Annotated in this window: 15 protein-coding genes; 3 read left to right on the forward strand and 12 right to left on the reverse strand. The window is 65.4% G+C overall.

Going from position 1 to position 24,362, the window contains the following annotated elements; genetic code table 11:
* Nucleotides 1–70 precede the first annotated feature (70 nt).
* Nucleotides 71–922: a prephenate dehydratase gene (locus tag L0976_RS20105; RefSeq protein ID WP_203317489.1), complete on the reverse strand. Its 852-nt coding sequence runs from the start codon at nt 920–922 to the stop codon at nt 71–73.
* Nucleotides 923–936: 14 nt separating this feature from the next.
* Nucleotides 937–1,692 carry a 3-deoxy-manno-octulosonate cytidylyltransferase gene (locus L0976_RS20110; protein ID WP_234188996.1) on the reverse strand — a complete coding sequence of 252 codons (756 nt, stop codon included), beginning with the start codon at nt 1,690–1,692 and terminating at the stop codon, nt 937–939.
* 152 nt (nt 1,693–1,844) lie between these two features.
* Between L0976_RS20110 and L0976_RS20115 the strand changes: the two genes are divergently transcribed.
* On the forward strand, nt 1,845–2,594 hold the full coding sequence (locus tag L0976_RS20115; RefSeq protein WP_234188998.1) for a cytochrome c family protein: 750 nt from the start codon (nt 1,845–1,847) through the stop codon (nt 2,592–2,594).
* Nucleotides 2,595–2,666: 72 nt separating this feature from the next.
* On the opposite strand, the gene L0976_RS20120 is transcribed toward L0976_RS20115, so the two are convergent.
* Nucleotides 2,667–3,611, reverse strand: coding sequence for an AEC family transporter (locus L0976_RS20120; protein WP_234188999.1), 945 nt, complete (start codon nt 3,609–3,611; stop codon nt 2,667–2,669).
* A 571-nt stretch (nt 3,612–4,182) separates the two neighbouring features.
* Here L0976_RS20120 and L0976_RS20125 point away from each other — a divergent pair.
* Together L0976_RS20125 and pbpC are read left to right on the forward strand one after the other, a co-directional pair.
* Nucleotides 4,183–9,633 (forward strand): alpha-2-macroglobulin family protein, encoded by a 5,451-nt coding sequence (locus L0976_RS20125; RefSeq protein WP_234189023.1) that lies wholly within the window; start codon nt 4,183–4,185, stop codon nt 9,631–9,633.
* Nucleotides 9,634–9,644: 11 nt separating this feature from the next.
* Entirely contained in the window at nt 9,645–11,729 is a 2,085-nt protein-coding gene (pbpC, locus tag L0976_RS20130) for a penicillin-binding protein 1C (protein ID WP_234189000.1), read from the forward strand.
* 669 nt (nt 11,730–12,398) lie between these two features.
* Here the strand turns inward: pbpC and L0976_RS20135 are convergent.
* The 9 genes from L0976_RS20135 to L0976_RS20175 all read right to left on the reverse strand — a co-directional run bounded on the left by L0976_RS20135 (nt 12,399) and on the right by L0976_RS20175 (nt 23,904).
* Nucleotides 12,399–13,199 carry a crotonase/enoyl-CoA hydratase family protein gene (locus L0976_RS20135; RefSeq protein WP_234189001.1) on the reverse strand — a complete coding sequence of 267 codons (801 nt, stop codon included), beginning with the start codon at nt 13,197–13,199 and terminating at the stop codon, nt 12,399–12,401.
* Entirely contained in the window at nt 13,196–14,071 is an 876-nt protein-coding gene (locus L0976_RS20140) for a hydroxymethylglutaryl-CoA lyase (RefSeq protein WP_234189002.1), read from the reverse strand. The genes L0976_RS20135 and L0976_RS20140 overlap by 4 nt, the downstream gene beginning before the upstream one ends.
* Complete coding sequence (locus L0976_RS20145; RefSeq protein ID WP_234189004.1) at nt 14,068–16,053, reverse strand: acetyl/propionyl/methylcrotonyl-CoA carboxylase subunit alpha; 1,986 nt, start codon at nt 16,051–16,053, stop codon at nt 14,068–14,070. Before L0976_RS20145 ends, L0976_RS20140 begins: the two co-directional genes overlap by 4 nt.
* Nucleotides 16,054–16,067: 14 nt before the next feature.
* Nucleotides 16,068–16,451, reverse strand: coding sequence for a RidA family protein (locus L0976_RS20150; protein ID WP_234189005.1), 384 nt, complete (start codon nt 16,449–16,451; stop codon nt 16,068–16,070).
* A gap of 12 nt (nt 16,452–16,463) precedes the next feature.
* Nucleotides 16,464–18,071 (reverse strand): carboxyl transferase domain-containing protein, encoded by a 1,608-nt coding sequence (locus tag L0976_RS20155; protein ID WP_234189007.1) that lies wholly within the window; start codon nt 18,069–18,071, stop codon nt 16,464–16,466.
* The gene (locus L0976_RS20160) at nt 18,071–19,219 is read right to left on the reverse strand and encodes an isovaleryl-CoA dehydrogenase (RefSeq protein WP_234189024.1); all 1,149 of its coding nucleotides are present in this window, start codon (nt 19,217–19,219) and stop codon (nt 18,071–18,073) included. The genes L0976_RS20155 and L0976_RS20160 overlap by 1 nt, the downstream gene beginning before the upstream one ends.
* Nucleotides 19,220–19,374: 155 nt before the next feature.
* Nucleotides 19,375–20,529: a fumarylacetoacetate hydrolase family protein gene (locus L0976_RS20165; protein WP_234189025.1), complete on the reverse strand. Its 1,155-nt coding sequence runs from the start codon at nt 20,527–20,529 to the stop codon at nt 19,375–19,377.
* 619 nt (nt 20,530–21,148) lie between these two features.
* A complete protein-coding gene (locus tag L0976_RS20170) occupies nt 21,149–22,609 on the reverse strand; it encodes a hypothetical protein (protein ID WP_234189008.1) in 1,461 nt (486 codons plus the stop codon).
* Nucleotides 22,606–23,904, reverse strand: a complete 1,299-nt coding sequence (locus tag L0976_RS20175) for a ParA family protein (RefSeq protein WP_234189009.1) — start codon at nt 23,902–23,904, stop codon at nt 22,606–22,608. The genes L0976_RS20170 and L0976_RS20175 overlap by 4 nt, the downstream gene beginning before the upstream one ends.
* Nucleotides 23,905–24,362: the final 458 nt, after the last annotated feature.

The raw sequence follows: 24,362 nt of genomic DNA on the forward strand, positions 1-24,362 counted from the left end.
CCATTGGGAAATGCCCGCAGGGCGGCGTGGTTCCGCCCTGCCTGACAATCGTCAAGTTCGGGCGGATCGTTCAGAATGCGCTGCGCATCGGATGGGCGCGATAGGTGCCGAGGATGCGGACCTTTTCCGAGAAGAAGCGCAGCTCCTCCAGCGCGCGCCGCACCGGCAGGTCGTCCGGATGGCCCTCGATATCGGCATAGAACTGCGTGGCGTAGAACTTGCCGCCGATCTGGTAGCTTTCCAGCTTCGTCATGTTGATGCCGTTGGTGGCGAAGCCGCCCATCGCCTTGTAGAGCGCGGCCGGGATGTTGCGCACGTTGAAGACGAAGGTGGTGACGATGATCTCGTCGCCGTCGCGCACGACAGGCACCGGATCGCGCGAGAGCACGACGAAGCGCGTGACGTTGCTTTCCGTATCCTCGACATTCTCGGCGATGATCGACAGGCCGTAGAGGTCGGCGGCAAGGCGCGGGGCGAGCGCCGCCATGGTGCGGTCGCCGGTCTCCGAGACGAGCTTCGCCGCGCCCGCCGTATCGCCGGCGATCACCGGCTTCCAGCCGTTGAGGCGGACGATCTTGCGGCACTGGCCGAGCGCGTGGATATGACTGTGGACCGTGCGCACCTCGTCCTTCGTCACGCCCGGCAGCACCATGAGCTGGAAGCGGATCGGCATGAAATATTCGCCGACGATGTGCAGGCGCGATTCCGGCAGGAGATGGTGGATGTCGGCGACGCGGCCGGCAATCGTGTTCTCGATCGGGATCATGCCGAGGTCGGCATCGCCGTTCTCGACGGCGAGGAACGCATCCTCGAAGGTCTGGCACGGCAGCGGCTCCATGTTCGGGAACATGTCGCGGCTTGCCATGTCGGAATTCGCGCCGAACTCGCCCTGGAAGGCGATCTTGTTGGTCTTCATGATCATGGCAGGTATCCGTGTCAGATGGGATGGGCGGCGAGCATCGCGCGGGCCTTTTCGAGGTCGGCGGGAGTATCGACACCGAGCGGAACGGTGTCAACGATCTCCGCGTCGATGCGCATGCCGGCCTCCAGCGCCCGAAGCTGCTCCAGCGATTCCCGCCTTTCCAGCGTCGATGGCGGCAGCGTCACGAAGGTCTCCAGCGCCTTGCGGCGGTAGGCATAAAGGCCGATGTGGTGGTAGAGCGGGCCGTTGCCGTAGGGCGCGGTCGCGCGCGTGAAATAGAGCGCGCGCAGGCGGCTCTCGCCGATGGGCGAGCCGACGACCTTGACCACGTTGGGATTGGTCTTCTCGTGCTCGTCGCGGATCTCTGTCGTCAGCGTCGCGATGTCGGTCGCGGCGTTCTCCAGCGGGCGCAGGGCGGCGCGGATGGTTTCCGGGTCGATGGTCGGCAGGTCGCCCTGGACGTTGATGACGACCTCGGCGCGGCCTTCCGGGTCGCTCTTCGCCAGCGCCTCGTGGATGCGGTCGGAGCCGGACTGGTGGTCGACCCGGGTCATCACCGCCGCAAAACCCGCCGCGACGACGGCATCGAAGATGTCCTGGTGATCGACGGCGACGACGACGCGGCCGACATCGGCCGCCGCGGCCCGGCGCGCAACCTGCACGATCATCGGCAGGCCGGCAATATCGGCAAGCGGCTTGCCGGGAAGCCGGGTCGAGGCCATGCGCGCCGGTATGAGCACGAGGGTCTTGTCAAAATTGGCGCGATTCATCTCAGGCCCTTCAAAACCCCCTGGAAAAGTGTCAAAAAGTCTCAGTGCGGGGGCTACAATCACTGTTGCAACGAAGCAGCAAAAGACATAGGTTCCGCGCGATTTCAAGACTGGCCGGTATCAGGTCCGCCGGTTGCTAGGGGAGCGTTTGGATGAACTCTTATGTGAACATGGGCGTGGGTGCCCTGCTCGGCACCGTCTTCGTATTGATGTCCGTGTCGATCGCTTCTGAAGGCATTTTCCATTCGGGCGCTCCCGAGAAGGAAGGTTTCGCGATCGTTGCCGAGGAAGCGGGCGGCGAGGCGGCAGGCGGCGGCGAGGCCGCGGCGGCAGCCGTTCCGATCGCGACCCTGCTCGCCAGCGCCGACGCGGGCGCAGGCGAAACCGTCTTCAAGAAATGTGCGAGCTGTCACACCCCAGAGAAGGGCGGACCGAACAAGGTCGGCCCCAACCTCTGGGATGTCGTCAACCGCCCGATCGCCTCGCATGAGGGCTTCAGCTACTCCGCCGGCATGACCACCTTCTCCGAAGGCCACAAGGTCGTCTGGGACTTCGACCATCTGAACTTCTTCCTCGAAGCGCCGAAGAAGCACGTTCCCGGCACCGCCATGGGCTTTGCCGGCCTCAAGAAGGACGACGAGCGCGCCAACCTGATCGCCTATCTGCGCACGCTCTCCGACAATCCGGCGCCGCTGCCGACCGCTTCGAGCGAAGGCGCGGCCGCGACGGAAGGCGCAGCCCCCGCTGAGGGCGGCGCGGCCACCGAAGGCGGCGCTGCGGCAACGCAGGATGGCGCGGCGACCCCGGCCGAAGGCGGCGCGGCAACCACGACCGAGGGCGCGGCTCCGGCCGAGGGCGGCGCCACGCAGGGCACCACGACGGAACAGCCGGCCGCTCAGTAAAAAGAGCGCCAGCCACGGATTTGGAAAACCCGGCCTTCGCGCCGGGTTTTTTGTTGCCGGCGAAAGGGGATCTCAGCCGAGCAGCCAGGCCCAGAAGGAAACGGTGAAGACGCCGAGCGCCGTCGTCATGGTGATCGTCGAGGAGGCGAGCGCGTGGCCGACGCCGAAATGGTTGGCGAGCAGCCAGGCGTTGACGCCCGTCGGCACGGAAGAGGTCAGCACCATCGCCGCCGTCCATTCCGGCGAAAGGCCGAGCAGCCGGCAGGCGACATAGACGGAGCCCGGCAGGACGAGGAGCTTGAGGCCGGTCATGGCGAGCGCGATGCCGGCATTGCCGCCGACCTTGTACTTGTTGAGCGCCATGCCGATGGAAACGAGCGCGGCCGGCGCGGCAAGGGCCGTGAGCTGGTCGATCACCACCTTCACCGGGCCGGAAAGCGGCACGCCGCCGGTATGGAACAGCGCCCCGGCGACAAGGCCGATCACCAGCGGGTTGCGCACGAGGCTCCGGCCGATGCCGAGCAGCAGCGCGGAGAAGCGCTGCGGCTCGCGCGCATGTTCCTTCCGCTCCGCCCGCTCCATGAGGACGGTTCCGGCGATCATCATCACCGGCAGGTGCACGGAAATAAGCACCGAGAGCGCCACCACGCCCTCGTTTCCGACAATGCGCGAGACCAGCGGCAAGCCGATGAAGATGGTGTTGGCGAAGGCGGAGGAGACGCCGGCCAGCACGCCGATCCGCCGATCCCGCCCGAAGCCGAGCGTTGCGGCGAGGTGGGCCACGGTCCAGGTGAAGGCGACGCCCGCGAAATAGGCGAGCCAGATGCGCAACGGCGATTCGCCGGAAAAATCCGCCTCCGCGATGGTGCGGAACAAGAGGACCGGCACGGCGACCCGGAAGACGAACTCGCCGAGCCCCTCGCCCAGTTCCTCCCGCAGGTAACCGGTGCGCACGAGCAGCCAGCCGATCAGGATCAGCGCGAAGATGGGAAGGACATTGAGGGCGACGTCCGACATGAAACCGTCCGAAGGAGGGAGAAGCGGCAAGGCGGCCGCCCTGCGGCTTCATGGGTAGGCCAATCGACGGGAAGGGTCCAGAGCAATTCCGGCAGGGCGTACGGTACACCCCGCATCGGGAAGCCCATGAAATCAAGACGATGCATCGCCTGGGGGAGAGACTGCCACAAATGAAAAAAGCGAGGGTCGCCCCCCGCTTCCTCATCCCGGCCTGGCCGGGGAAGTGTTTCGCGCGGGTGCCAGTACATCCGTGGTCACCGCGTGTGCGAAACACGACTTTCGTGTCTGACGAGGGTTCTACCGGCCCGCTGTAACAGCCTTATGACAGAATAACGCCCGTCGATGATGTGAAGTCTGCGCGCATATGGTTAACAAAAGGTTAACGCGGCGGAGATCGAAGAATTTCGCATTTCCGGGCGATTGAACCGCCTGCCTCAAACGTCTTTCCCCTGGTTCCATGCGCCATCCTCCTTCCGCCCTCCCATATGCCCGGTCTTTCGATTGACAAGCGGGGATCGGGTCTGGACAGTGGCGCCAACGGGACGGGCAGCGGTAGGAGGACTTGATGTCTATGCGCGCAATCTTCGGTTTCTCGGCATTTCTTGTTCTCGCGGCCGCCGCTCCGCCCCTGCCCGCCCATGCGGCAGAGACGCGCACCGTCGTCACCACCGAGAACAGCGACTATTTCGGCTTCGACCTGCGCACCGTGCAGGACGTGACGCTGGACCAGTGCAAGACGGACTGCATCGACGACCTGTCCTGCCGCGCCTTCACCTATAATCCCAAGGTGAAGTGGTGCTTCCTGAAGAGCGACTTCAACCAGCTCAACCATTTCCAGGGCGCCGTCGCCGGCAAGATCGTCAAGGCGGACGATGCCGCCGACCTCGGCGCGCCGCCGGCGCTCTCCTTCATCGGCGAATCCATGGCGAACGACGCCCGCGCCTTCCGCGACAATCTCGCGCTTCCCGACGGCCAGGAGGGCCAGGGTTCGGAAAGCCTTGCCTCGCTCGGCCGCATCGAGGCGTCCTCCAGCCGCTTCGACGAGGCGCTGGCCGCCTACAGGGGCGCCCTCTCGATTGCCCCCGACGACTACTATCTGTGGATCGAGACGGCCGAGGCCATGGGCCGTGCCAAGGACAACAGCTATCTCGCCGGCCAGGGCGCGCTTGCCGCCATCAACGCCTACCAGCTCTCGCGCTCGACGGAAACGCGCGCCCGCGCGCTCGCCGTGCTCGGCGACACGCTCGACAAGTCCGGCAGCTACCGCGCCGGCATCAACGCCTACAAGGCGAGCCTGGACCTGAAGGACGACGTGGCGGTGCGCTCGGCCTATCTCGGCCTGCGGGACCGGCAGGGCTTCCGCGTCGTGAACCACACGATCGATTCCGACAGCGCCAGCCCGCGGGCCTGCGTGGAATTCTCCGAGCCGCTGGTAAAATCCGGCGCCGACTACGCCTCCTTCGTCACGCTCGACGGCGCGGCGCCCAAGGCCGTGGAAGCCAAGGATCGGCAGATCTGCGTGGAGGGCCTGAAGCACGGCCAGCGCTACAAGATCGCCTTCCGCCCCGGCCTGCCCTCCTCCGTCGACGAGCCGCTGGCGAACGCCGTCGACCTCGATGTCTACGTGCAGGACCGCGCCGCGATGGTGCGCTTCACCGGGGACGGCTTCGTGCTGCCCGGCAGCGTCCGCAGGGGCATCCCGATCGTCTCGGTCAACACCGACAGCGCCGACCTGAAGCTCTACCGCGTCGGCGACCGCGCCATCGCCGGACTGCTCGCCGACAGCCGCTTCCTCACCCAGCTCGACGGCTATTCGGCGAGCACTATCGAGAACCAGAACGGCGAGCTCGTCTGGGAAGGCAAGATCGACATCTCGCCGGAGCTCAACAAGGACGTCGTCACCAGCTTCCCGGTCGACGAGGCGCTGCCCGAGCGCAAGCCCGGCGTCTACGTGCTGACCGCCGCGGCAACGAACGGGCGCAGCAACGAATGGGACTCGAAGGCGACGCAATGGTTCGTCGTCTCGGATGTCGGCCTCACCACCTATGCCGGCACTGATGGCCTCAACGTCTTCGCCCGCTCGCTCGACAGTGCCGGCCCGCTGGAAGGCGTCGAGCTGCAGCTCATCGCCAAGAACAACGAGGTGCTCGGCACCGCGACGACCGATGCCGACGGCCGCGCCACCTTCACCGCCGGCCTCATCCGCGGCACCGCCGCCAACACGCCCGCCGTGATCCTCGCAAAGAAGGGCGAGGGCGACTTCGTCTTCCTCGACATGACGCGCGCCGGCTTCGACCTTTCCGACCGCGGCGTCACCGGCCGCCCGGCGCCGGGCGCCATCGACGTGCTCACCTGGACGGAACGCGGCATCTACCGCGCCGGCGAGACGGTGCATGTCGCGGCGCTTGCCCGCGACATCGAATCGAACGCTGTCGAGAAGCTGCCGCTCACCTTCGTCTTCAGCCGCCCTGATGGCGTCGAGGACCGCCGCATGGTGGCCGACGGCGCGGCGCTCGGCGGCTATGCCGTCGACCTGCCGCTCATGGAAAACAGCATGCGCGGCACCTGGACCATGCAGGTCTATACCGACGCGAAGGGCACGGCGATCGCCGAAAAGCAGTTCCTCGTCGACGACTTCGTGCCTGATCGCATCGAATTCGACATGAAGACGGACGCGAAGTTCGTCGATGCCGAGACGCCGGCCCCCATCACGGTCGAGGGCCGCTATCTCTACGGCGCGCCGGGCGCGGGGCTCGAGATCGAGGGCGACGTCGCCCTGAAGCCGACGCGGCAGGATGCCGCCTATCCGAACTATGTCTTCGGCCTTGCCGACGAGGAAGCGCTGGAGGAGAACCGCATCCCGCTTGACGGCCTCGACGTACTCGACGACGAGGGCAGGACGACCTTCGACCTCACCGTCTCCGACCTTCCCTCCACCACGCAGCGCCTCGAAGCGCTGGTGACGCTGCGCATGAAGGAGGCGGGCGGCCGCGCGGTCGAACGCAACCTGACGCTGCCCGTCAAGGCATCCGGCCCGATGATCGGCGTGAAGCCGGAATTTGCCGGCGAGCTTTCGGAGAACAGCGTCGCCAACTTCCATGTCGTCGCCGTCGATCCTGATGGCGCGAGGGCGGCGATGCAGGGCCTGCCCTGGAAGCTGCTTTCCGTCGAGCGGAACTATCAATGGTATCGCGACGGCAGCTCATGGCGCTACGAGCCGGTGCTCTCGACGACGCAGATCGCCAACGGTACGCTGGACGTGACCGCCGACGGCGGCCGCATCTCGGTTCCCGTCACCTGGGGCCGCTATCGCCTCGAGGTGGAGAGCCCCGAGCCGGACGGCCCGGCGACGAGCATCGAATTCGACGCCGGCTGGTATGTCGCGGCGAGCTCGACGGAAACGCCCGACGCGCTGGAAATCTCGCTCGACAAGGAAAGCTATGCCGTCGGCGAGACGGCGAAGCTCAAGGTCTCGCCGCGCCATGCCGGCCAGCTCCTCGTCACCATCGGCGCGGAAAGCCTGATCGCCACCCAGACCGCCACCATCGGCGCCGAAGACGGCGAGGTGGAAATCCCGGTCACCGAGGAATGGGGTTCCGGCTCCTACGTCACTGCGACGCTCTTCCGTCCCGGCTCCGACCAGGAAAGCCGCATGCCGATGCGCGCCATCGGCATCACCTGGCTGAAGGTCGATCCCGCTGAGCGGAAACTCGACATCGCGCTCGACGTGCCGGAAAAGACCCTGCCGCGCCAGCCGCTCGACATTTCGCTGAAGGTCGCGGGCGCCGGCGCCAACGAGGAGGCCTATGTCACGGTCGCCGCCGTGGATGTCGGTATCCTCAACCTCACCCGCTACGAGGCGCCCGATCCGGCCGGCTGGTATTTCGGCCAGCGCCGCCTCGGCATGGAGATCCGCGACATCTACGGCCGCCTGATCGACGGCTCGCTCGGCACGACGGGGCGCCTGCGCACCGGCGGCGACGGCGGCGAAGGGGCGCTGCAGGGCAACCCGCCGAAGGAAAAGCTCGTCGCCTTCTTCGCCGGCCTGGTGAAGCTGGATGCGGAGGGCAACGCCAAGGTCAGCTTCGACATTCCGCAGTTCAACGGCACCGCCCGCGTCATGGCCGTCGCCTGGACGAAGACGGGCGTCGGCAGCGCGTCGAAGGACGTCGTCATCCGCGATCCGGTCGTGGTGACGGCGAGCCTGCCGAAGTTCCTCGCCCCCGGAGACCGCGCGGACCTGAGGCTCGACATCGCCAATACCGACGCGCCGGCCGGCGACTATATGGTCGAGGTCACGCACAATGCCTCGGTCATGGTCGATCAGACCGGCGCCGGCCAGGTGCTGAAGCTCGAACCCGGCGGCAAGACCGCGCTCACCCTGCCGCTGATCGGCGGGGAGGCCGGTGACGGCCTCATCACCGTCAGGCTGACGAACGGCGCCGACATGTCGCTGGAGCAGGTGCTCAACGTGCCGGTGCGCCCGGCCGCCATGCCCATCACCACGCGCCGGCCCATCGAGATCGCCGCCAACGGCAGCCTCACCATCGACGACCAGTTGCTCGCCGACAGCCAGCTTGCCGGCGCCTCGGTGAGCCTCAACGTCTCGCGCGCCGCCGCCTTCGACATTCCGGCCCTCCTGATGGCGCTCGACCGCTATCCCTATGGCTGCACGGAGCAGATGACGAGCCGCGCCCTGCCGCTCCTCTATCTGAGCGAGCTTTCCAGGCAGTCCGGCCTGCCGGAGGACACGGAAACGCAGAAGCGGGTGCAGGACGCCATCTATCGCGTGCTCGCCAACCAGTCCTCCTCCGGCAGCTTCGGCCTCTGGTCTCCCGGCTATGGCGACCTCTGGCTCGACGCCTTCGTCACCGACTTCCTGACCCGCGCCCGCGAGCAGAAGTTCGAGGTGCCGGAACAGGCGATGGTGCAGGCGCTCTCCAACCTGCAGAACGCCCTCTCCTACGACGTCAATGTCTCGACCCAGGGCAACGAGATCGCCTATGCGCTCTATGTGCTCGCCCGCAACCGCAAGGCCGCGATCAGCGACCTGCGCTATTATGCGGATACGAAGCTCCCGGAGTTCTCCTCGCCGCTCGCCCGCGCGCAGATCGCCGGCGCGCTCGGCCTTTACGGCGATGCCCAGCGCTCGATGACGATCTTCTCCAACGCGCTCGGCCTGTCGCGCGAGACCGTCATGAATGCCAGCCTCTCGCGCACCGACTACGGCTCGTCGCTGCGCGACGGCGCGGCGATTCTGGCGCTCGCCGCGGAAAGCCGGCCGGTTCCCGATGTCATTCCGGAGCTGACCAAGCTCGTCGCCAAGGAGTGGGATAACAAGCGCTGGACCAGCACGCAGGAACAGACATGGATGCTGCTCGCCGCGCGCTCCGTACGGGATGCCGACAAGGGCCTTAAGCTGGAGATCAACGGCGCGCCGCGCGATGGCGGCTATGCCGCGCAGATGACCGGCAAGTCCCTGCTGGAGTATCCGCTGACCATCGCCAACCGCACCGGCGAGCCGGTCTCGGCCATGCTGACCACCGTCGCGGCCCCGGCCGATCCGCTGCCGGCCGGCGGCGACGGCTTCGCCATCGAGCGCGCCTACTATACGCTAGACGGCGAGGAGGCGAACATCACGGAGGCCACGCAGAACGAGCGTTACGTCGTGGTGCTGAAAGTGACGGAGCACAATAGCTGGCCGTCGCGCATCATCATCACCGACCTCCTGCCCGCCGGCTTCGAGATCGACAATCCGAGCCTCGTCGACAGCGCGAAGCTTTCCAACTTCGACTGGCTCGGCGAGACCGAGGCGGCGCATACGGAGTTCCGCTACGACCGCTTCGTGGCGGCCTTCAACCGCAGCGAAGGCGACAACCGCGAGGTGACGCTCGCCTATGTCGTGCGCGCCGTGACCCCCGGCACCTACGACCTGCCGGCCGCGCAGGTGGAGGACATGTACCGTCCGCAATACTCCGCCCGCACGGCGACCGGTCGCATGCAGGTCGTCAAGGCCGAGTAGGAGGAGACGCCATGGCGCTCTGGCGCAAGCTCCTCGTCGGTTCCCTGAGCGGGGCGGCGGCTATTGCCGCCCTCGCCTTCGGGCTCGACCGTGCGGACCGCGCCTATCCGCCGCCCGTGGCGGTGGCGGACACCGTCTCGAAGGAAGTGCTCGACCGCGACGGCCGGCTGCTGCGCGCCTTCGCGACGCCGGAGGGGCACTGGCGGCTGAAGACCACGGCCGCTGATGTCGATCCACAGTTCGTCCGCATGCTGCTTGCCTATGAGGACCGGCGCTTCAACGCGCATTCCGGCATCGATCCGCTGGCGCTGCTGCGCGCCGCCGGCCAGTTCGTCACCAGCGGCCATATCGTTTCGGGCGGCTCGACGCTCTCCATGCAGGTCGCCCGCCTGATCGAGCCGCGCGAGAGCCGGTCGATGCTCGCCAAGCTGCGCCAGATGGCGCGCGCCGTCCAGCTCGAACGGCGGCTCTCCAAGGGCGAGATCCTCGACCTTTACCTGACGCTCGCACCCTATGGCGGCAACCTCGAAGGCGTGCGGGCGGCAAGCCTCGCCTGGTTCGGCAAGGAACCGAAGCGGCTGTCCGTCGCCGAAGCCGCCCTCCTCGTCGCCCTGCCGCAGCTTCCCGAAAAGCGCCGGCCCGACCGGCACCGGGAGGTGGCGGAAAAGGCGCGCGAGCGCGTACTGAACCGCATGGCCGTCTCCGATATCATCGGCGAGGGCGAGGCCGAGCGCGCGAGCGCCGAGGCCATCCCCACCCGCCGCCGGCAGCTTCCGTCCTATGCCGCCCATCTTTCGGAGCTCGCGCTGCGCAAGGACCCGAAGGCGGTCACGCGCAGCACCACGCTCGACCGCACCGTGCAGGACGGGCTGGAGACCGTCGCCCACGAGGCGGCCGAGCGGCTCGGGCCGAAGGTCTCCATCGCCATGGTGATGGCCGATGCCCGCACCGGCGAGATCCTCGGCGAGGTCGGCTCGGCGGATTATTTCGACGGCAGCCGCGCGGGCTGGATCGACATGACGCGCATCCGCCGCTCGCCCGGCTCGGCGCTGAAGCCGTTCATCTACGGCCTCGCCTTCGAGGAGGGCCTCGTCGCGCAGGAGACCATCGTCGAGGATCGTCCCGCCGACTTCTCCGGCTACCGGCCGCGCAATTTCGACATGACCTACCAGGGCGACATCAGCGTGCGCAAGGCCCTGCAACTGTCCCTCAACGTGCCCGCCGTGCGCCTGCTCGACGCCGTCGGCCCGACGCGGCTGATGGTGCGTTTCCGCCGCGCCGAGGTGCGGCCGGAGCTGCCGCCGGGCGAGACGCCCGGCCTTGCCATCGGCCTCGGCGGCCTCGGCATCACGCTGCGCGACCTCACCCAGCTCTATGCCGCGCTCGCCAATCGCGGCATGCCGATCCGGCTCGGCGACGGCATCACGGGCGATGCCGCCGTCATCGACGGCGATCCGCTGCTCGACCCCGTCGCCGTCTGGCATGTCTCGGACGTGCTGTCCGGCGTCATCCCGCCGACCGGCAGCCGCCGGCTCGGCATCGCCTACAAGACCGGCACGAGCTACGGCTACCGCGACGCCTGGTCGGTCGGATACGACGGCCGGCATGTGCTCGGCGTCTGGGTGGGCCGCGCCGACAACGGCGCCGTGCCGGGCCTGACGGGCTATGGCGCTGCCGCGCCCATCCTCTTCGAAGCCTTCTCGCGCTCCGGCGTCGCCATCACCGCGCTGCCGCGCGCGCCGGCCGGCGCCGTGCGCATCGCGCAATCGGAACTGCCGGCCAGCATGCGCCGCTTCTCCACCACGTCGAGCGGCCTCGTCGCGACCGCCGGGCGCGAGCCGGCGCCGGAGATCGTCTATCCGCCGGAGGGTGCCCATGTGGAGCTCGGCGCGACGGCCGGCGCGGAAATCTCACCCCTCATCCTGAAGCTCCAGGGCGGCCGCGCGCCCTTCCGCTGGCTCGCCAACGGCAAGGTCCTGCCCGACGCCGCACGCCGGCGCACGACGCAGTGGACGCCGGAAGGCGCGGGCTTCTCGACGCTGACGGTGATCGACGCCGCCGGGCGGGCGGCGAGCGTGCGGGTGTTCATCGAATAGGGGCGATGTCTTTTTTGGCCGGGGTCCGCCCCTCATCCGGCCTGCCGGCCACCTTCTCCCCGCAAGTGGGGAGAAGGAGATATGCCGCACCGGGTTCCTCAACCAATAGCCGCAAGTAAGGTACGCCCCTGCTCCCCGTAGGCGGCAGGGTCATCGCCTATAGAATTCGACGTCGCCGTCCTTCCCTTCTCCCCCCGGGGAGAAGGTGGCCCGAAGGGTTGGATGAGGGGGGCGGCAAAGAGAAACTTTTCTTTCTGCCTTCGGCATCCCCCTTCATCCGCCTGCCGGCACCTTCTCCCCGCTGGGGAGAAGGGGATATGCCGCAACGGCTTCCCAAACTTCCAACGTTACGTGGGGCAAGTCCCCTCTCCCCGCTTGCGGGGAGAGCGACTGTCTTGAGCTGCAAGCCACGAAGGGGCTTGGGAATGAGGAGCTTGTTGAGAATTTCGGTGTCCCATCCTTGCGCATAGCGGGCTTGGTCCCCGGCCGGAGCTTGGCCCAAGCGACTGTACGGGCTTGGGAAATCCTGGCGAGTGTCCCTTGCTCTCCCACGAACTTCAAGTTCTCAGGGTTATCGGGCTTGATCGCCAATCCCCTCGAACCGGCCAGTCCGGGAAGCAAAGTCCAAGTTACAAGGGTTAGGGTGAGGGGCAAGCCAAACCCGCGGCGTCACGCTTTCGTGTCGGCCAACACCCAACCCGGCTTGCGCTTCTCCAGAAAGGCCGAAATCCCCTCCTCCGCTTCGGGCGTCTCCCAGGTATCGGCAAGCCGGGTCAGCGTCATCTCGATGACCTTGTCGTCGATGGGCGGGGTGAGCGCATGGGCGAGTGCTTTTGCCGCCGCCACCACATTTGGCGAGGCCGCGAAATAGGGCTTGATCTCCGTCTCCACGGCCTCGTCCAGCGCCTCCGGCGCCACGATGCGGCTCACGAGGCCGATGTCGCGCGCGACCGCCGTATCGAACAGGCGGGCGGAGGTGGCGAAGCGCAGGAAGGCCGCGGGGCCGATGCGTGCGGCGACATAGGGACTGATCGTCGCCGGGATGAGGCCGAGGCGGGTTTCGGTGAGGCCGAAGCGGGCGCCCTCCACGGCGATCGCCGCATCGCAGACGCTGATGAGCCCGACACCGCCGCCATAGGCCTGCCCGTTGACGCGGGCGATGAGCGGTTTCGGCAGGTCGCGCAGGGCCTTCAGCATCAGCGCGAGGCGGCGCGCCTCGGCGATGCGCTCCTCGCGCGTCGCGGCGATCTGTTCCTTCATCCAGTTGAGGTCCCCGCCGGCGCAGAAGCTCTCGCCCTCCCCGGTCAGGACGATGACCCGCACCGCCCTGTCCTCGGAAAGCAGGCCCGCGACGGCCGTCAGCTCGCGGATCATCAGGCCGGACAGCGCATTGTGCTGGGCGTGGCGGCGGAGCGTGAGGGCCGCGACGCCGCGCCGGTCGACGGATACGGAAATCGTCTCGAAGTTCATGGCTGCACCTCCTCATGATGCATGCCGGTGATGCGGCGGGCGAAGGCCGCGGCAGCGGCGAGCTTTTCCGGGTCGAGCCCCGTCTCGTAATCCGTCTCGGCCAGCATGTCGGCGACGGCGAGCGTATCCGCATTGCCGCGCGCGCCGGGCGCGAAGGGGCAGCCGCCGAGCCCGCCGACCGAGGCGTCGAAGACGGACAGCCCATGATCGAGCGCGACGCGGATATTGTCGAGCGCCATTCCGCTCGTATCGTGAAAATGGCCGGCGAGGTTTTCCGGCGCGGCGATGGCGAGCACCGCCTCCAGCATGGCCGCCACCTCGCTTGGCCAGCCGCGCCCGATCGTGTCGCCGAGGCTCACCTCATGGCAGCCGAGGTCGAGGAGCTGGCGGGCGACCGCCGCCACGGCCTGCGGCGCGACCGGCCCGTCATAGGGGCAGCGCACGACGCAGCTGACATAGCCGCGCAGCGGAACGCCGTCGCGCCGCGCCGCTTCCGCCACCGGGCGGGCACGTTCGATGCTCTCGGCGATCGAGCAGTTGAGATTGGCGCGCGAAAAGCCCTCGGAGGCCGAGAGGAAGACGGCGACCTCGTCTGCCCGGGCCGCCCGCGCCGCCTCGTAGCCCTTCATGTTGGGCACCAGCGCCGAATAGGAAACGCCCGGCCGTCGCCGGATGCCGGCCATCACCTCGGCGCCGTCGGCGAGCTGCGGCACCCATTTCGGGCTGACGAAGCTCGTCGCCTCGATGCGCCGGAAGCCGCAGTCGGAGAGGAGGTCGATCAGCGCGATCTTGTCGGCGGCGGGAATGATCGCCTTTTCGTTCTGCAAGCCGTCGCGGGCCGCCATTTCCACGATTTCGATGCGCCGCTTCATGTCGCCTCCTCGGGCTCCAGCGCAAGGAGAAGCGCGCCTTCCGCCACCTGGTCGCCCACCGCCACCGGCACCGCCGCCACCACGCCGTCGCGCGGGGCCGCCAGCACCAGTTCCATCTTCATCGCCTCCATGGTGACGAGCGGTTCGCCCCTTGCGACACGCGCGCCCGGCTCCGCCGAAACGATCCGCACCAGCCCCGGCATCGGCGCCGAAAGCCGGTCGCCGCCCGCCGCCGCCTCGCCATGATGACCGGCCTCTTCGGCGGTCGCGAAGGCATGGCCGTGGCCGCCGAAGAAGACGGCGATGGCCGACCCATCGCGGTGAACCGTCGCCGGGAGTATATGGCCGTCGACATCCACCTGAAGGGACGATCCGTCGACGGATTGCAGGCGCAGGTCCGTCGCAAGGCCATTGTGCTCGACCCGGAAATTCTCCTTGCCGCGGATTGTCACGCGCAGCACATGTTCCACGCCGCCGTGATCGAGAAAGACCGTTCGCGCCGCCTCGCCCCACAGCCGGAAGCCGCGCAGCCGACCCCAAGGGTCGGGATCGGCGGCGGTTTCGAGGAAGCCGAGCGCGGAGAGGGCGGCGAACGCGAAGGCCTCCTCGGAGGCATCCGGCTCCGCCAGCAGGCTTTCGCCCGCGCGGCCGATCAGGCCCGTATCGACATCGCCCGCCGCGAAGGCCGGCAGGCGGCAGAGGCGGGCGAGGAAGCCGGCATTGGTCACCAGCCCGCCGACGCGGCATTGCCGGAGCGCTCCTTCGAGCCTTGCCAGCGCCTCGGCGCGTTCGCGGCCATGGGCGATCACCTTGGCGATCATCGGATCGTAATAGGGGGTGATGACATCGCCGGCCTGCACGCCGGAATCCACGCGCACGCCATCCGACACATCGAAGACGGAGAGACGGCCGGTCGCCGGCAGGAAGTCGCGGGCCGGATTTTCCGCATAGAGCCGCGCCTCGAAGGCCCAGCCGTCGATGGCAAGCTCTTCCTGCCGCTTCGGCAGGGGCTCGCTTGCGGCAATGCGGAGCTGCCATTCGACGAGATCAAGGCCGGTGATCGCCTCCGTCACCGGATGCTCCACCTGCAGGCGCGTGTTCATCTCCATGAAATAGAACCGGTCCTGCCGGAGCCCTTCGGAAACGTCGGCGATGAACTCCACGGTTCCCGCTCCGCTATAGCCGATCGCCGCCGCCGCGCGCACGGCCGCCGCGCCCATCGCGGCGCGCATCTCCGCCGTCATGCCGGGCGCGGGCGCTTCCTCGATCACCTTCTGGTGGCGGCGCTGGAGCGAGCAGTCGCGCTCGAAGAGGTGCACGACATGGCCGTGCCCGTCACCGAAGACCTGCACCTCGATGTGGCGGGGCTTGGCCATGTATTTCTCGACCAGCACGCGGCCGTCGCCGAAGGCGCTTTCGGCCTCGCGGCGGGCGCTGTCCAGCGCGGCGGAGAACTCGGCAGGATCATCCACCCGCCGCATGCCCTTGCCGCCGCCGCCGGCGCGCGCCTTGATCAGCACGGGATAGCCGATGGCCTCGGCCTCGCCGGCGAGGAAGGCGGCGTCCTGCCTGTCGCCGTGATAGCCGGGCACGACGGGCACGCCCGCCTTTTCCATCAGCGCCTTGGCGGCGTCCTTGAGGCCCATGGCCCGGATGGCGTTGGCGGAGGGGCCGATGAAGACGAGGCGCGCGGCCTCCACCGCCTCGACGAAACCGGGGTTCTCCGAAAGGAAGCCGTAGCCGGGATGCACCGCCTCGGCGCCGCTCGCCCTCGCCGCCTCGATGATCGCCGGGCCGTTCAGGTAGCTCTTCGCCGCCTCCGCCGGGCCGATGCGGATCGCCTCGTCGGCCATCCCGACATGCAGCGCCGCCCGGTCGGCATCCGAATAGACGGCGACCGTCGCCACACCCATGCGCCTTGCGGTGCGGATGATGCGGCAGGCGATTTCGCCGCGATTGGCGATGAGGATCTTCCTGAACATCCCGGCTCCGCTTCTCACTGGGCTGCGACGGCTTCGACTTCCAGCAGCCATTTTCCGTCGAAGATCGAGGTGACGACGACGCTCATCGCCGGCGCGAGGGCGCCGAGATATTCGCTGCGGATCTCGCGGTTGGCGGTGGCGTGATGCCGGTCGGAGAGGAACGTCGTGACCTTGACGAGGTCCGCCTTCGTCATTCCCGCCGCCTTCAGTTGCGCGTCGACATTGCGCCAGACGAGCCGGGCCTGGTCCTCGAACGTCTCCGGCACCTTGTCATCGTCCGAGACGGGGATCTGGCCGCTGACGAAGACCAGCGTCTTGAAGTCCTCGATCTTCACGGCCTGCGAATAGCCGCCGCGCGGGGCGGGTGCATTTTTGGCATTGATCGATTCGCGTTTCATGACTTGCCTCCTCTACATCCTGAAGACGCCGAAACGGGTGGGCTCGACGGGCGCGTTGAGCGCCGCCGAGAACGAGAGCGCCAGGACGTCGCGCGTCCGGCGCGGATCGACGATGCCGTCGTCCCAGAGCCTTGCCGAGGCATAGAGCGGGTGGCTCTGGCGGGCGAACATGTCGATGGTCGGCTGCCTGAAGGCAGCCTCCTCCTCCATGCTCCAGCTCCCGCCCGCCCGCTCGATGCCCTCGCGCTTCACGGTCGCAAGCACGCCGGCCGCCTGCTCGCCGCCCATGACGGCGATGCGGCTGTTCGGCCAGGTCCAGAGGAAGCGCGGCGAATAGGCCCGGCCGCACATGCCGTAATTGCCCGCGCCGTAGGAGCCGCCGATCAGCACCGTGATCTTCGGCACGCCTGCGGTGGCGACCGCGGTGACGAGCTTTGCCCCATGCTTGGCGATGCCCTCCACCTCGTATTTGCGGCCGACCATGAAGCCGGTGATGTTCTGCAGGAAGAGAAGTGGGATGGAACGCTGGGCGCAGAGCTCGATGAAATGCGCCCCTTTCAGCGCCGCCTCGGAGAAGAGCACACCGTTGCTGGCGATAATGCCGACGGGCAGGCCATGCAGGGCCGCGAAGCCGCAGACGAGCGTGGTGCCGAAGCGGGCCTTGAACTCGTCGAAGCGCGAGCCGTCGATGATACGGGCGATCACCTCGCGCACGTCATAGGGCGTGCGCGTGTCGGCCGGCACGATGCCGAGAAGCTCTTCCGGGTCGTAAGCAGGCGCCTCGCCGCCGCCGGACCTCACGACCGGTGGCTTCTGCGTGTTGAGATTGGCGGCGATCCCCCGGGCGATGGCAAGCGCATGGCGGTCGTCGCGCGCCAGATGATCGGCGACGCCGGAAAGACGCGTGTGCACGTCGCCGCCGCCGAGGTCCTCGGCCGTCACCACCTCGCCTGTCGCGGCTTTGACCAAAGGCGGGCCGGCGAGGAAGATGGTGCCCTGGTTCTCGACGATGACGGTCTCGTCGCTCATCGCCGGCACATAGGCCCCGCCCGCCGTGCAGCTTCCCATGACCACGGCGACCTGCGGGATGCCGGCGGCGGACATCTGCGCCTGGTTGTAGAAGATGCGGCCGAAATGGTCGCGGTCGGGGAAGACCTCGTCCTGGTTGGGCAGGTTCGCCCCGCCGGAATCGACGAGATAGATGCAGGGCAGCCGATTCTCCGCCGCGATCTCCTGCGCGCGCAGATGCTTCTTCACGGTGATGGGGTAATAGGTTCCGCCCTTCACCGTCGCGTCGTTGCAGACGATCATGCATTCGCGGCCGGAGACGCGGCCGATGCCTGATATCAGGCCGCCGGAGGGCGAGGCGCCGTCATAGAGGCCGTGGCCGGCGGTGAGGCCGATTTCGAGGAAGGGCGAGCCGGGGTCGAGGAGCTGCGCCACGCGCTCGCGCGGCAGCAGCTTGCCGCGGGAAAGGTGGCGCTCGCGCGCCTTCGCCCCGCCGCCGTCCATGGCAAGGCTCGCGGCCTCTTCCACCAGGGCCAGCGCGTCGAGCATCGCCTTGCGGTTTGCCGCGAAGGTCTCGTTGCGCGTGTTCACGGCCGAGGGGAGAACCGGCATCACAGCGTCTCCTCAAAGATTTCGCGGCCGATCAGCATGCGGCGGATTTCCGAGGTGCCGGCGCCGATCTCGTAGAGTTTCGCATCGCGCAGCAGGCGGCCGGTCGGATAGTCGTTGATATAGCCGTTGCCGCCGAGCGACTGGATGGCCTCCAGTGCCAGCCTGGTCGCCATCTCGGCGGAATGGAGGATGCAGCCGGCGGCGTCCTTGCGCGTCGTCTCGCCGCGGTCGCAGGCGCTTGCCACGGCATAGACATAGGCGCGGCAGGCATTGAGCGCGACATACATGTCGGCCACCTTGCCCTTCATGAGCTGGAACTCGCCGATGGGCCGGTCGAACTGCTTGCGCTCGTGAAGATAGGGCACGACGATATCGAGGCAGGCGGCCATGATGCCGAGCGGGCCGCCCGACAGCACGACGCGCTCATAGTCGAGGCCGGACATCAGCACGTTGACGCCGCGTCCCACGGTGCCCATCACGTTCTCCTCCGGCACCTCGCAGTCGGTGAAGACCAGCTCGCAGGTATTGGAGCCGCGCATGCCGAGCTTGTCGAGCTTCTGCGCGGTCGAAAACCCCTTGAAACCCTTCTCGACGAGGAAGGCGGTGATGCCGCGCGAGCCGGCGTCGGGATCGGTCTTGGCATAGACCACCAGCACATCCGCGTCAGGCCCATTGGTGATCCACATCTTGTTGCCGTTCAGCACATAGCGGTCGCCACGTTTTTCCGCGCGCAGCTTCATGGACACGACATCGGAGCCAGCGCCCGGCTCGGACATGGCGAGCGCGCCGACATGTTCGCCGGAGATCAGCTTGGGCAGGTACCGTTCCCGCTGCTCCTTGCTGGCATTGCGGACGATCTGGTTGACGCAGAGGTTGGAATGGGCGCCGTAGCTGAGGCCGACCGAGGCCGAGGCGCGGCTGATCTCCTCCATGGCCACGCAATGGGCGAGATAGCCCATGCCGGCGCCGCCGAAACTTTCCGGCGCGGTGATGCCGAGGAGACCGAGATCGCCCAGCTCCCGCCAGAGCGGCATCGGAAAGGTGTTGCTGCGGTCGATCGCGGCGGCCTGCGGGGCGATCCTGTCGGCCGCAAAGCGCCGCACGCTCTCGCGCAGCGCTTCGATATCCTCGCCAAGCCCGAAGCTCATGCCGGCGTCATACATGTCGATCCTCCCTCGCGGCCGCGCGGCGGCCCGCAGGCCTTCCTCCACGAAAGCCACTTCCCTAATGTAGTCGCTTTGGCGGGGATTGGGAGGAGCGGCCCCTTATTTTCGGGGCCGCGGATCATGCATTCGAGGATACGTCAGAGAAGGCCGCGCGAAACGAGGTTGCGCATCAGCGCGGAGACACCGAAGGTCCATGGCGGGCATTCGGTGGAAAGGCGCACGGTGTTGACCAGCGCGCCGAGTTCCGCATTGGAGATCGTCACCCGGTCGCCCATCTTGTGGGTGAAGCCCTGCCCCGGCGCGTCGCGGTCCTCGACGGGCGCGAACAGCGTGCCCATGAACAGCATGAAGCCGTCCGGATACTGGTGATGCCTGCCGATGGTCTGGGAAACGAGATCGAGCGGATCGCGGCTGATCTCGCGCATGGTGCTGCGGCCCTTCAGCACGAAGCCGTCCTCGCCTTCGATCAGGAGATCGAGATCGGCCTTGCGCACGTCCTCGATGGAATAGGTCTCGTCGAAGAGGCGAATGAAGGGGCCGATGGCGGCGGAGGCATTGTTGTCCTTCGCCTTGCCGAGCAGCAGCGCCGAACGGCCCTCGACGTCGCGCAGGTTGACGTCGTTGCCGAGCGTCGCGCCCTTGACGCGGCCGGCGCTGTCGACGGCGAGCACGACTTCCGGCTCCGGATTGTTCCACCTGGAGATCGGGTGCAGGCCGACGGATGCGCCCCAGCCGACTGCGGCGAGCACCGGGGCCTTGGTGAAGACCTCCGCATCCGGCCCGATGCCGACTTCCAGATATTGCGACCAGACGCCCTCCTCGATCAGCACGGCCTTGACCTTCGCGGCGTCGTGCGAGCCCGCCTTCAGGTCGCGCAGGCTGTCGCCGATGATGGCCGTGACGCGCGTGCGCATCTTCTCCGCCAGCGCCGGATCGCCCGCCGCCCTCTCCTCGATCACGCGCTCGATCATCGAGCGGGCGAAGGTGACGCCGCAGGCCTTCACCGCCTGGAGGTCGCAGGGCGCGAGCAGGTGGAGCCGGGAGAAATCGCCGGTGCTTTCGACGGAGGCTTCCAGCACGGCATCGAGCGGGCCGAGGGCCTCGCAGGGCGCCGCGCGCGCGGCTGCCGCCGGATCGTCCTTTTCCAGAAGGTCGCGCATGGTGGGAATGTCGCGGGACGTGATGTCACAAAGCTTCCCTTCCCGCAGCACCACCACCGCCGGCCCCTGCACATCCGGCCGCCAGACGCGCCCGACAAAGGTCCCCCGCGAAAACTCTCCTGCCCCGATCATCGCCACGCACCGCTCCTCATGAAATCCTCGCCCGGAGTTCTAAACCGAAAAAGGCCGGGGCGAACAGGGCGAAGACTGATGAAAATGAAACGGACTGCCGCCGGTACGAGGGCAAAACCTTTACCCGCGTAGCGCGAGGATTTGCCGAGAAAGACGGATGGAAATCACACAGATCAGCGCAACTGGGTGTGCACGCGGCGTCGCTTTGCCGGCACTTCGCTGTTTCTTTTGGGGAGTAAGTGGTGCCCGGAGGCGGATTTGAACCATCGACACGCGGATTTTCAATTGGAAGGGGTGTTTATAACTATTTGATTTATATAAGGCGGTATTCGAGTGCGCTAAAGCTGTGCTAATTGGCAAAGCCAGCTGCTTTTCTCAGCACCTCCTTCATATGCCGCATTTTCGCGAAGCTTGGCGCGTGATTTGTTTCTCGGATACTCCAAAGACGGGTAGCCGCGCGATTCGCGTGCTCTTCTATCGCCTTGAAAAACCCAGATAGAAGGTCCCCCTTCTATCACTCCCTTTCCAGAAACTGGTCTCGATAAGGCCATAAGTGACGAGCTTCATCGTTTTCCCGCTACGTTTAACCTTGTTTATTGTGGCGTCGGTCCAATGGCTTTCACGAGCGCCGAGCCGATGGTGGGCGCACACCACCTCGCCTCTTGATTCCAGCCTCGACTCGGAAGATATCAGGCATATTGATACGACTTTCGGTGCGGAACTCAATCACGCCGATATTGGCCAACGCGCGTAGCAATGCCTCCTCCGAGGCATCAGTGCTGTTTGCGAGTTCTAGAGGAAGCCGGCTGGTCGCCCCCTTTGCGCCGGCTTGAAGATCAGAGACGGTTTTCCGCTCCGTCCATCGGCGTAAAAATATGGACGGATCGCAAGGCACTTCCAAACCGTCCAACGCACCCATCACTTTATCGATCCAATCATAGTCTTCTTTTAACTGAGTTACACGAACGCGCGAGGCGTCCTGAACGCCAGCTCGAATACCGTTATGATCGATGACCGAATCTTTCGGCGCTGGACGATAGTCAGCTGCACGCTGGAGAGCTGTAACAAAACTTCGAGGACTGGTTTCGCCGAAAGTGTCGGCTAAGTGGTCGTATAACCAATTGTAGGTTCGGCCGCGCTTGGGGCCAGCTCCCATGAACTCGCCGGCGAGGCGATAAAACAGCTCTTCTTGCAAACCTTCGTCATTCAGTAATTCATCACTAATATCCTGCACTGCCTCATAGCCAGCGAACCGGGCCAACGCGTCTCTGCTGCCAGATTCCTTCAGCAAGTGGTTGTAGAGTAGGCCAAACAGTTCTCCCCGTCGCCAAACTAAGCTTACAGCGTCTGATCGAAGTTTTGAAGCATCTGCAAAACGAAAAAGAGTATCATCCTTGGACTGGTCAGTACGTATGAAAACCTTGGCTTTCATTGCACGAAAGCCGCGCATATCCAGCGCCAAGCGTAGAATTCCTCGCGTGAGCGGTGTAATAGTTTCCCAGTCCTTGCCCAAGCGGTCAAGTGCATCGAAAACAAGCAAAAATATTTTCTTGTCTTCCAGAAAGCTACGATCAGCTTGGCGAAGTGCAGCCTCAGTACGCTCTACGTCTGCTTGCATCCAAGCTATGATATCTTTGGTAGATGTTGGTAGAGCTTCGTTGATTTTCTTCCTTAAAGCGTTGATCAGTACAGCTCGCCAGATCGTCTCAGGTTCGTATCCTTGCTTTTGAAGTTGAGCAAGAGCAGCGGGTGACGGCGCCGGCCCCTCATCCTTTCCCGCGGCCTCATGAAAGCCCAAGGTCGCGCGAATCTGCTTTATCGGTAAGCGTGGATATGCAATGGCGACCTTGTTTCGCGTTTCGTCGTGTGTCAGCACGGCTGACCAGAAGCTTTTACCAACACCGCGATTGCCGATGACAAGCGAGCGCTGGGGATCTAGGGCATTGGCATGAGTTGCCGGCGCGAAAATTTCCCCTAGCTTTGGAGGAGCGTTAGCTTGGTGAGCAGCACCGGGCGGTAGATTGCTAAGTGCATCCCGCAAGGTCTTGTAATCATTTGACGATGCCTTGGATTTTTTCACGATTTCAGTCCAATCTTCTCACTCAAAGCCGTGATGAACGGACCGAAGGTACGGTCATAGAGATGCTGAGCGACTTGATCATCCCGCGCAAGCGGGTTGAATTGTGCATAGTTCGCATCGTCGAGGATAGGCCATGCGTAGTGTGGCGCATTTATATCATCGTAATCGAAGTTGAAGGCCTCTTCCTCAATACCCTCTTCCAAGTCATAAAGCGTGTCAGAGAAAATCTCGAAGGCATGAGTACGGAAGTCTGCTTGGGCCTGCGGGTTACCTTGGGCTTTAGCCTGCACCATTCGCAAACGGTAGCGCCAGTCCTCTTCGCCTGATGCATCAGGACGAAATCGTTCAAGATGGGCTAAGAAGTAGCTATAACCAGCGAAAGTCTGAGGAGTGTCTACTCCGAAAAGCAAAATTTCCGCCCCTAGCCCCAGAACGGCGGCAGCGGTGGCTTCATTTAAACCTGCACGCGCGTCGATAAAGACCGCATCATAACGAAAGCGACTGCAAAGTTCGGTAACTAGCGATCGTGTCCGATCAAGAAAGGAGACTATCCGGCCATCAGCCTCTAATCTTTCGACGTATGCGCGTGCAATTTTTCCCAGTACGTTTTGCGGGCTTGCCTCGCTTTCTTTCCCAATGGCTGGGGCAACGTGTACAAGGCCGTTCTCCGTCAGGTTGCTAGCGACCACTAGATCATCGAGGAAAGCTGGATCAACATCCTGAAGTCCAGATTCAACAAAATAATCGAGTGTGCCGAAGCGGGGAAGCTCACTCAAAAGCATAGAGCCTAGACCTGGAGCCTCCAAATCTAGATCAATAACGAGAAGATTGAATCCAGCACGTGAGAGGGCAGCGGCAGAAACTGCTAAGGCAGTGGATCGGCCGACGCCACCCTTATGGCTAGCGAAGACCACAATTGGCGGCAAGCCTGGAATAGGATCCGCTGGCGGTCGCAGCCAATCCTGACCGACTACACGTCGTTCAACGAGACGGACAAATCCATAGAATACTTGCGCATCAATGAATTCCGGTAGGCTTGCACCTAGATCGGCGAGTGTAGGATCGAACAAGTCGTCGGGAGTGGCGATGGGCGTTTCGGCGTCAACCCAAGGAGCGAGGGCGCGAGCTCCTTCACGGATGATCTTCAACGCCTCTTCGTTGATAGGTTCAAGTATGACGAAAGTTAAACGGCCGACTGCATCACGCAAGAAAGTGTGATTAAGCATTTCGGCCTCGCCTATTGCAGCTCGGACCAAAGCTGCAAACTGCGGCAAAGCATCATCGTAGCGTATCATGTCTGTCGCTGCCGTTTTAGGTTAGCTGCTGCCAAAGCACGGTTCGCGTCCGTTCGCCAGCGATTGTATTGCTCGATGTTCACTGCACCATTGCCAGCGTAACGAACGTCTATGCTCCATCCCTGCATAAAGGTAGCTTGATGGAGTAAAGTGAAAATGGGGTGTTTACGCCGGCCTTGCAGCGCCTTCCTGGCACCTTCCACCAGTCTAGGCAGATGAACGTGGGGAGCACCCGCTGCTGGACGTGTGGATGTGATTGCGGATTTGATAGCACATTCCACAGCAAATCCGATGAGATAGCCGGCGCCATCTAAATGGTCACTTGCTGCGAGGTGATCTGTCCGTCGTCAAATGAACTGAGACTTTTCGGGCTTTGGAAGAGCGGAGTTTCCGGCTCGGTTTGCGGGTTGATTTAAGCCGCTTTGGCGTGATGGTTCAAGCGGCGCTGTCTGATGGTG

It is taken from the genome of Shinella sp. NM-101 (assembly GCF_021401195.1).
Lineage (GTDB): Bacteria > Pseudomonadota > Alphaproteobacteria > Rhizobiales > Rhizobiaceae > Shinella.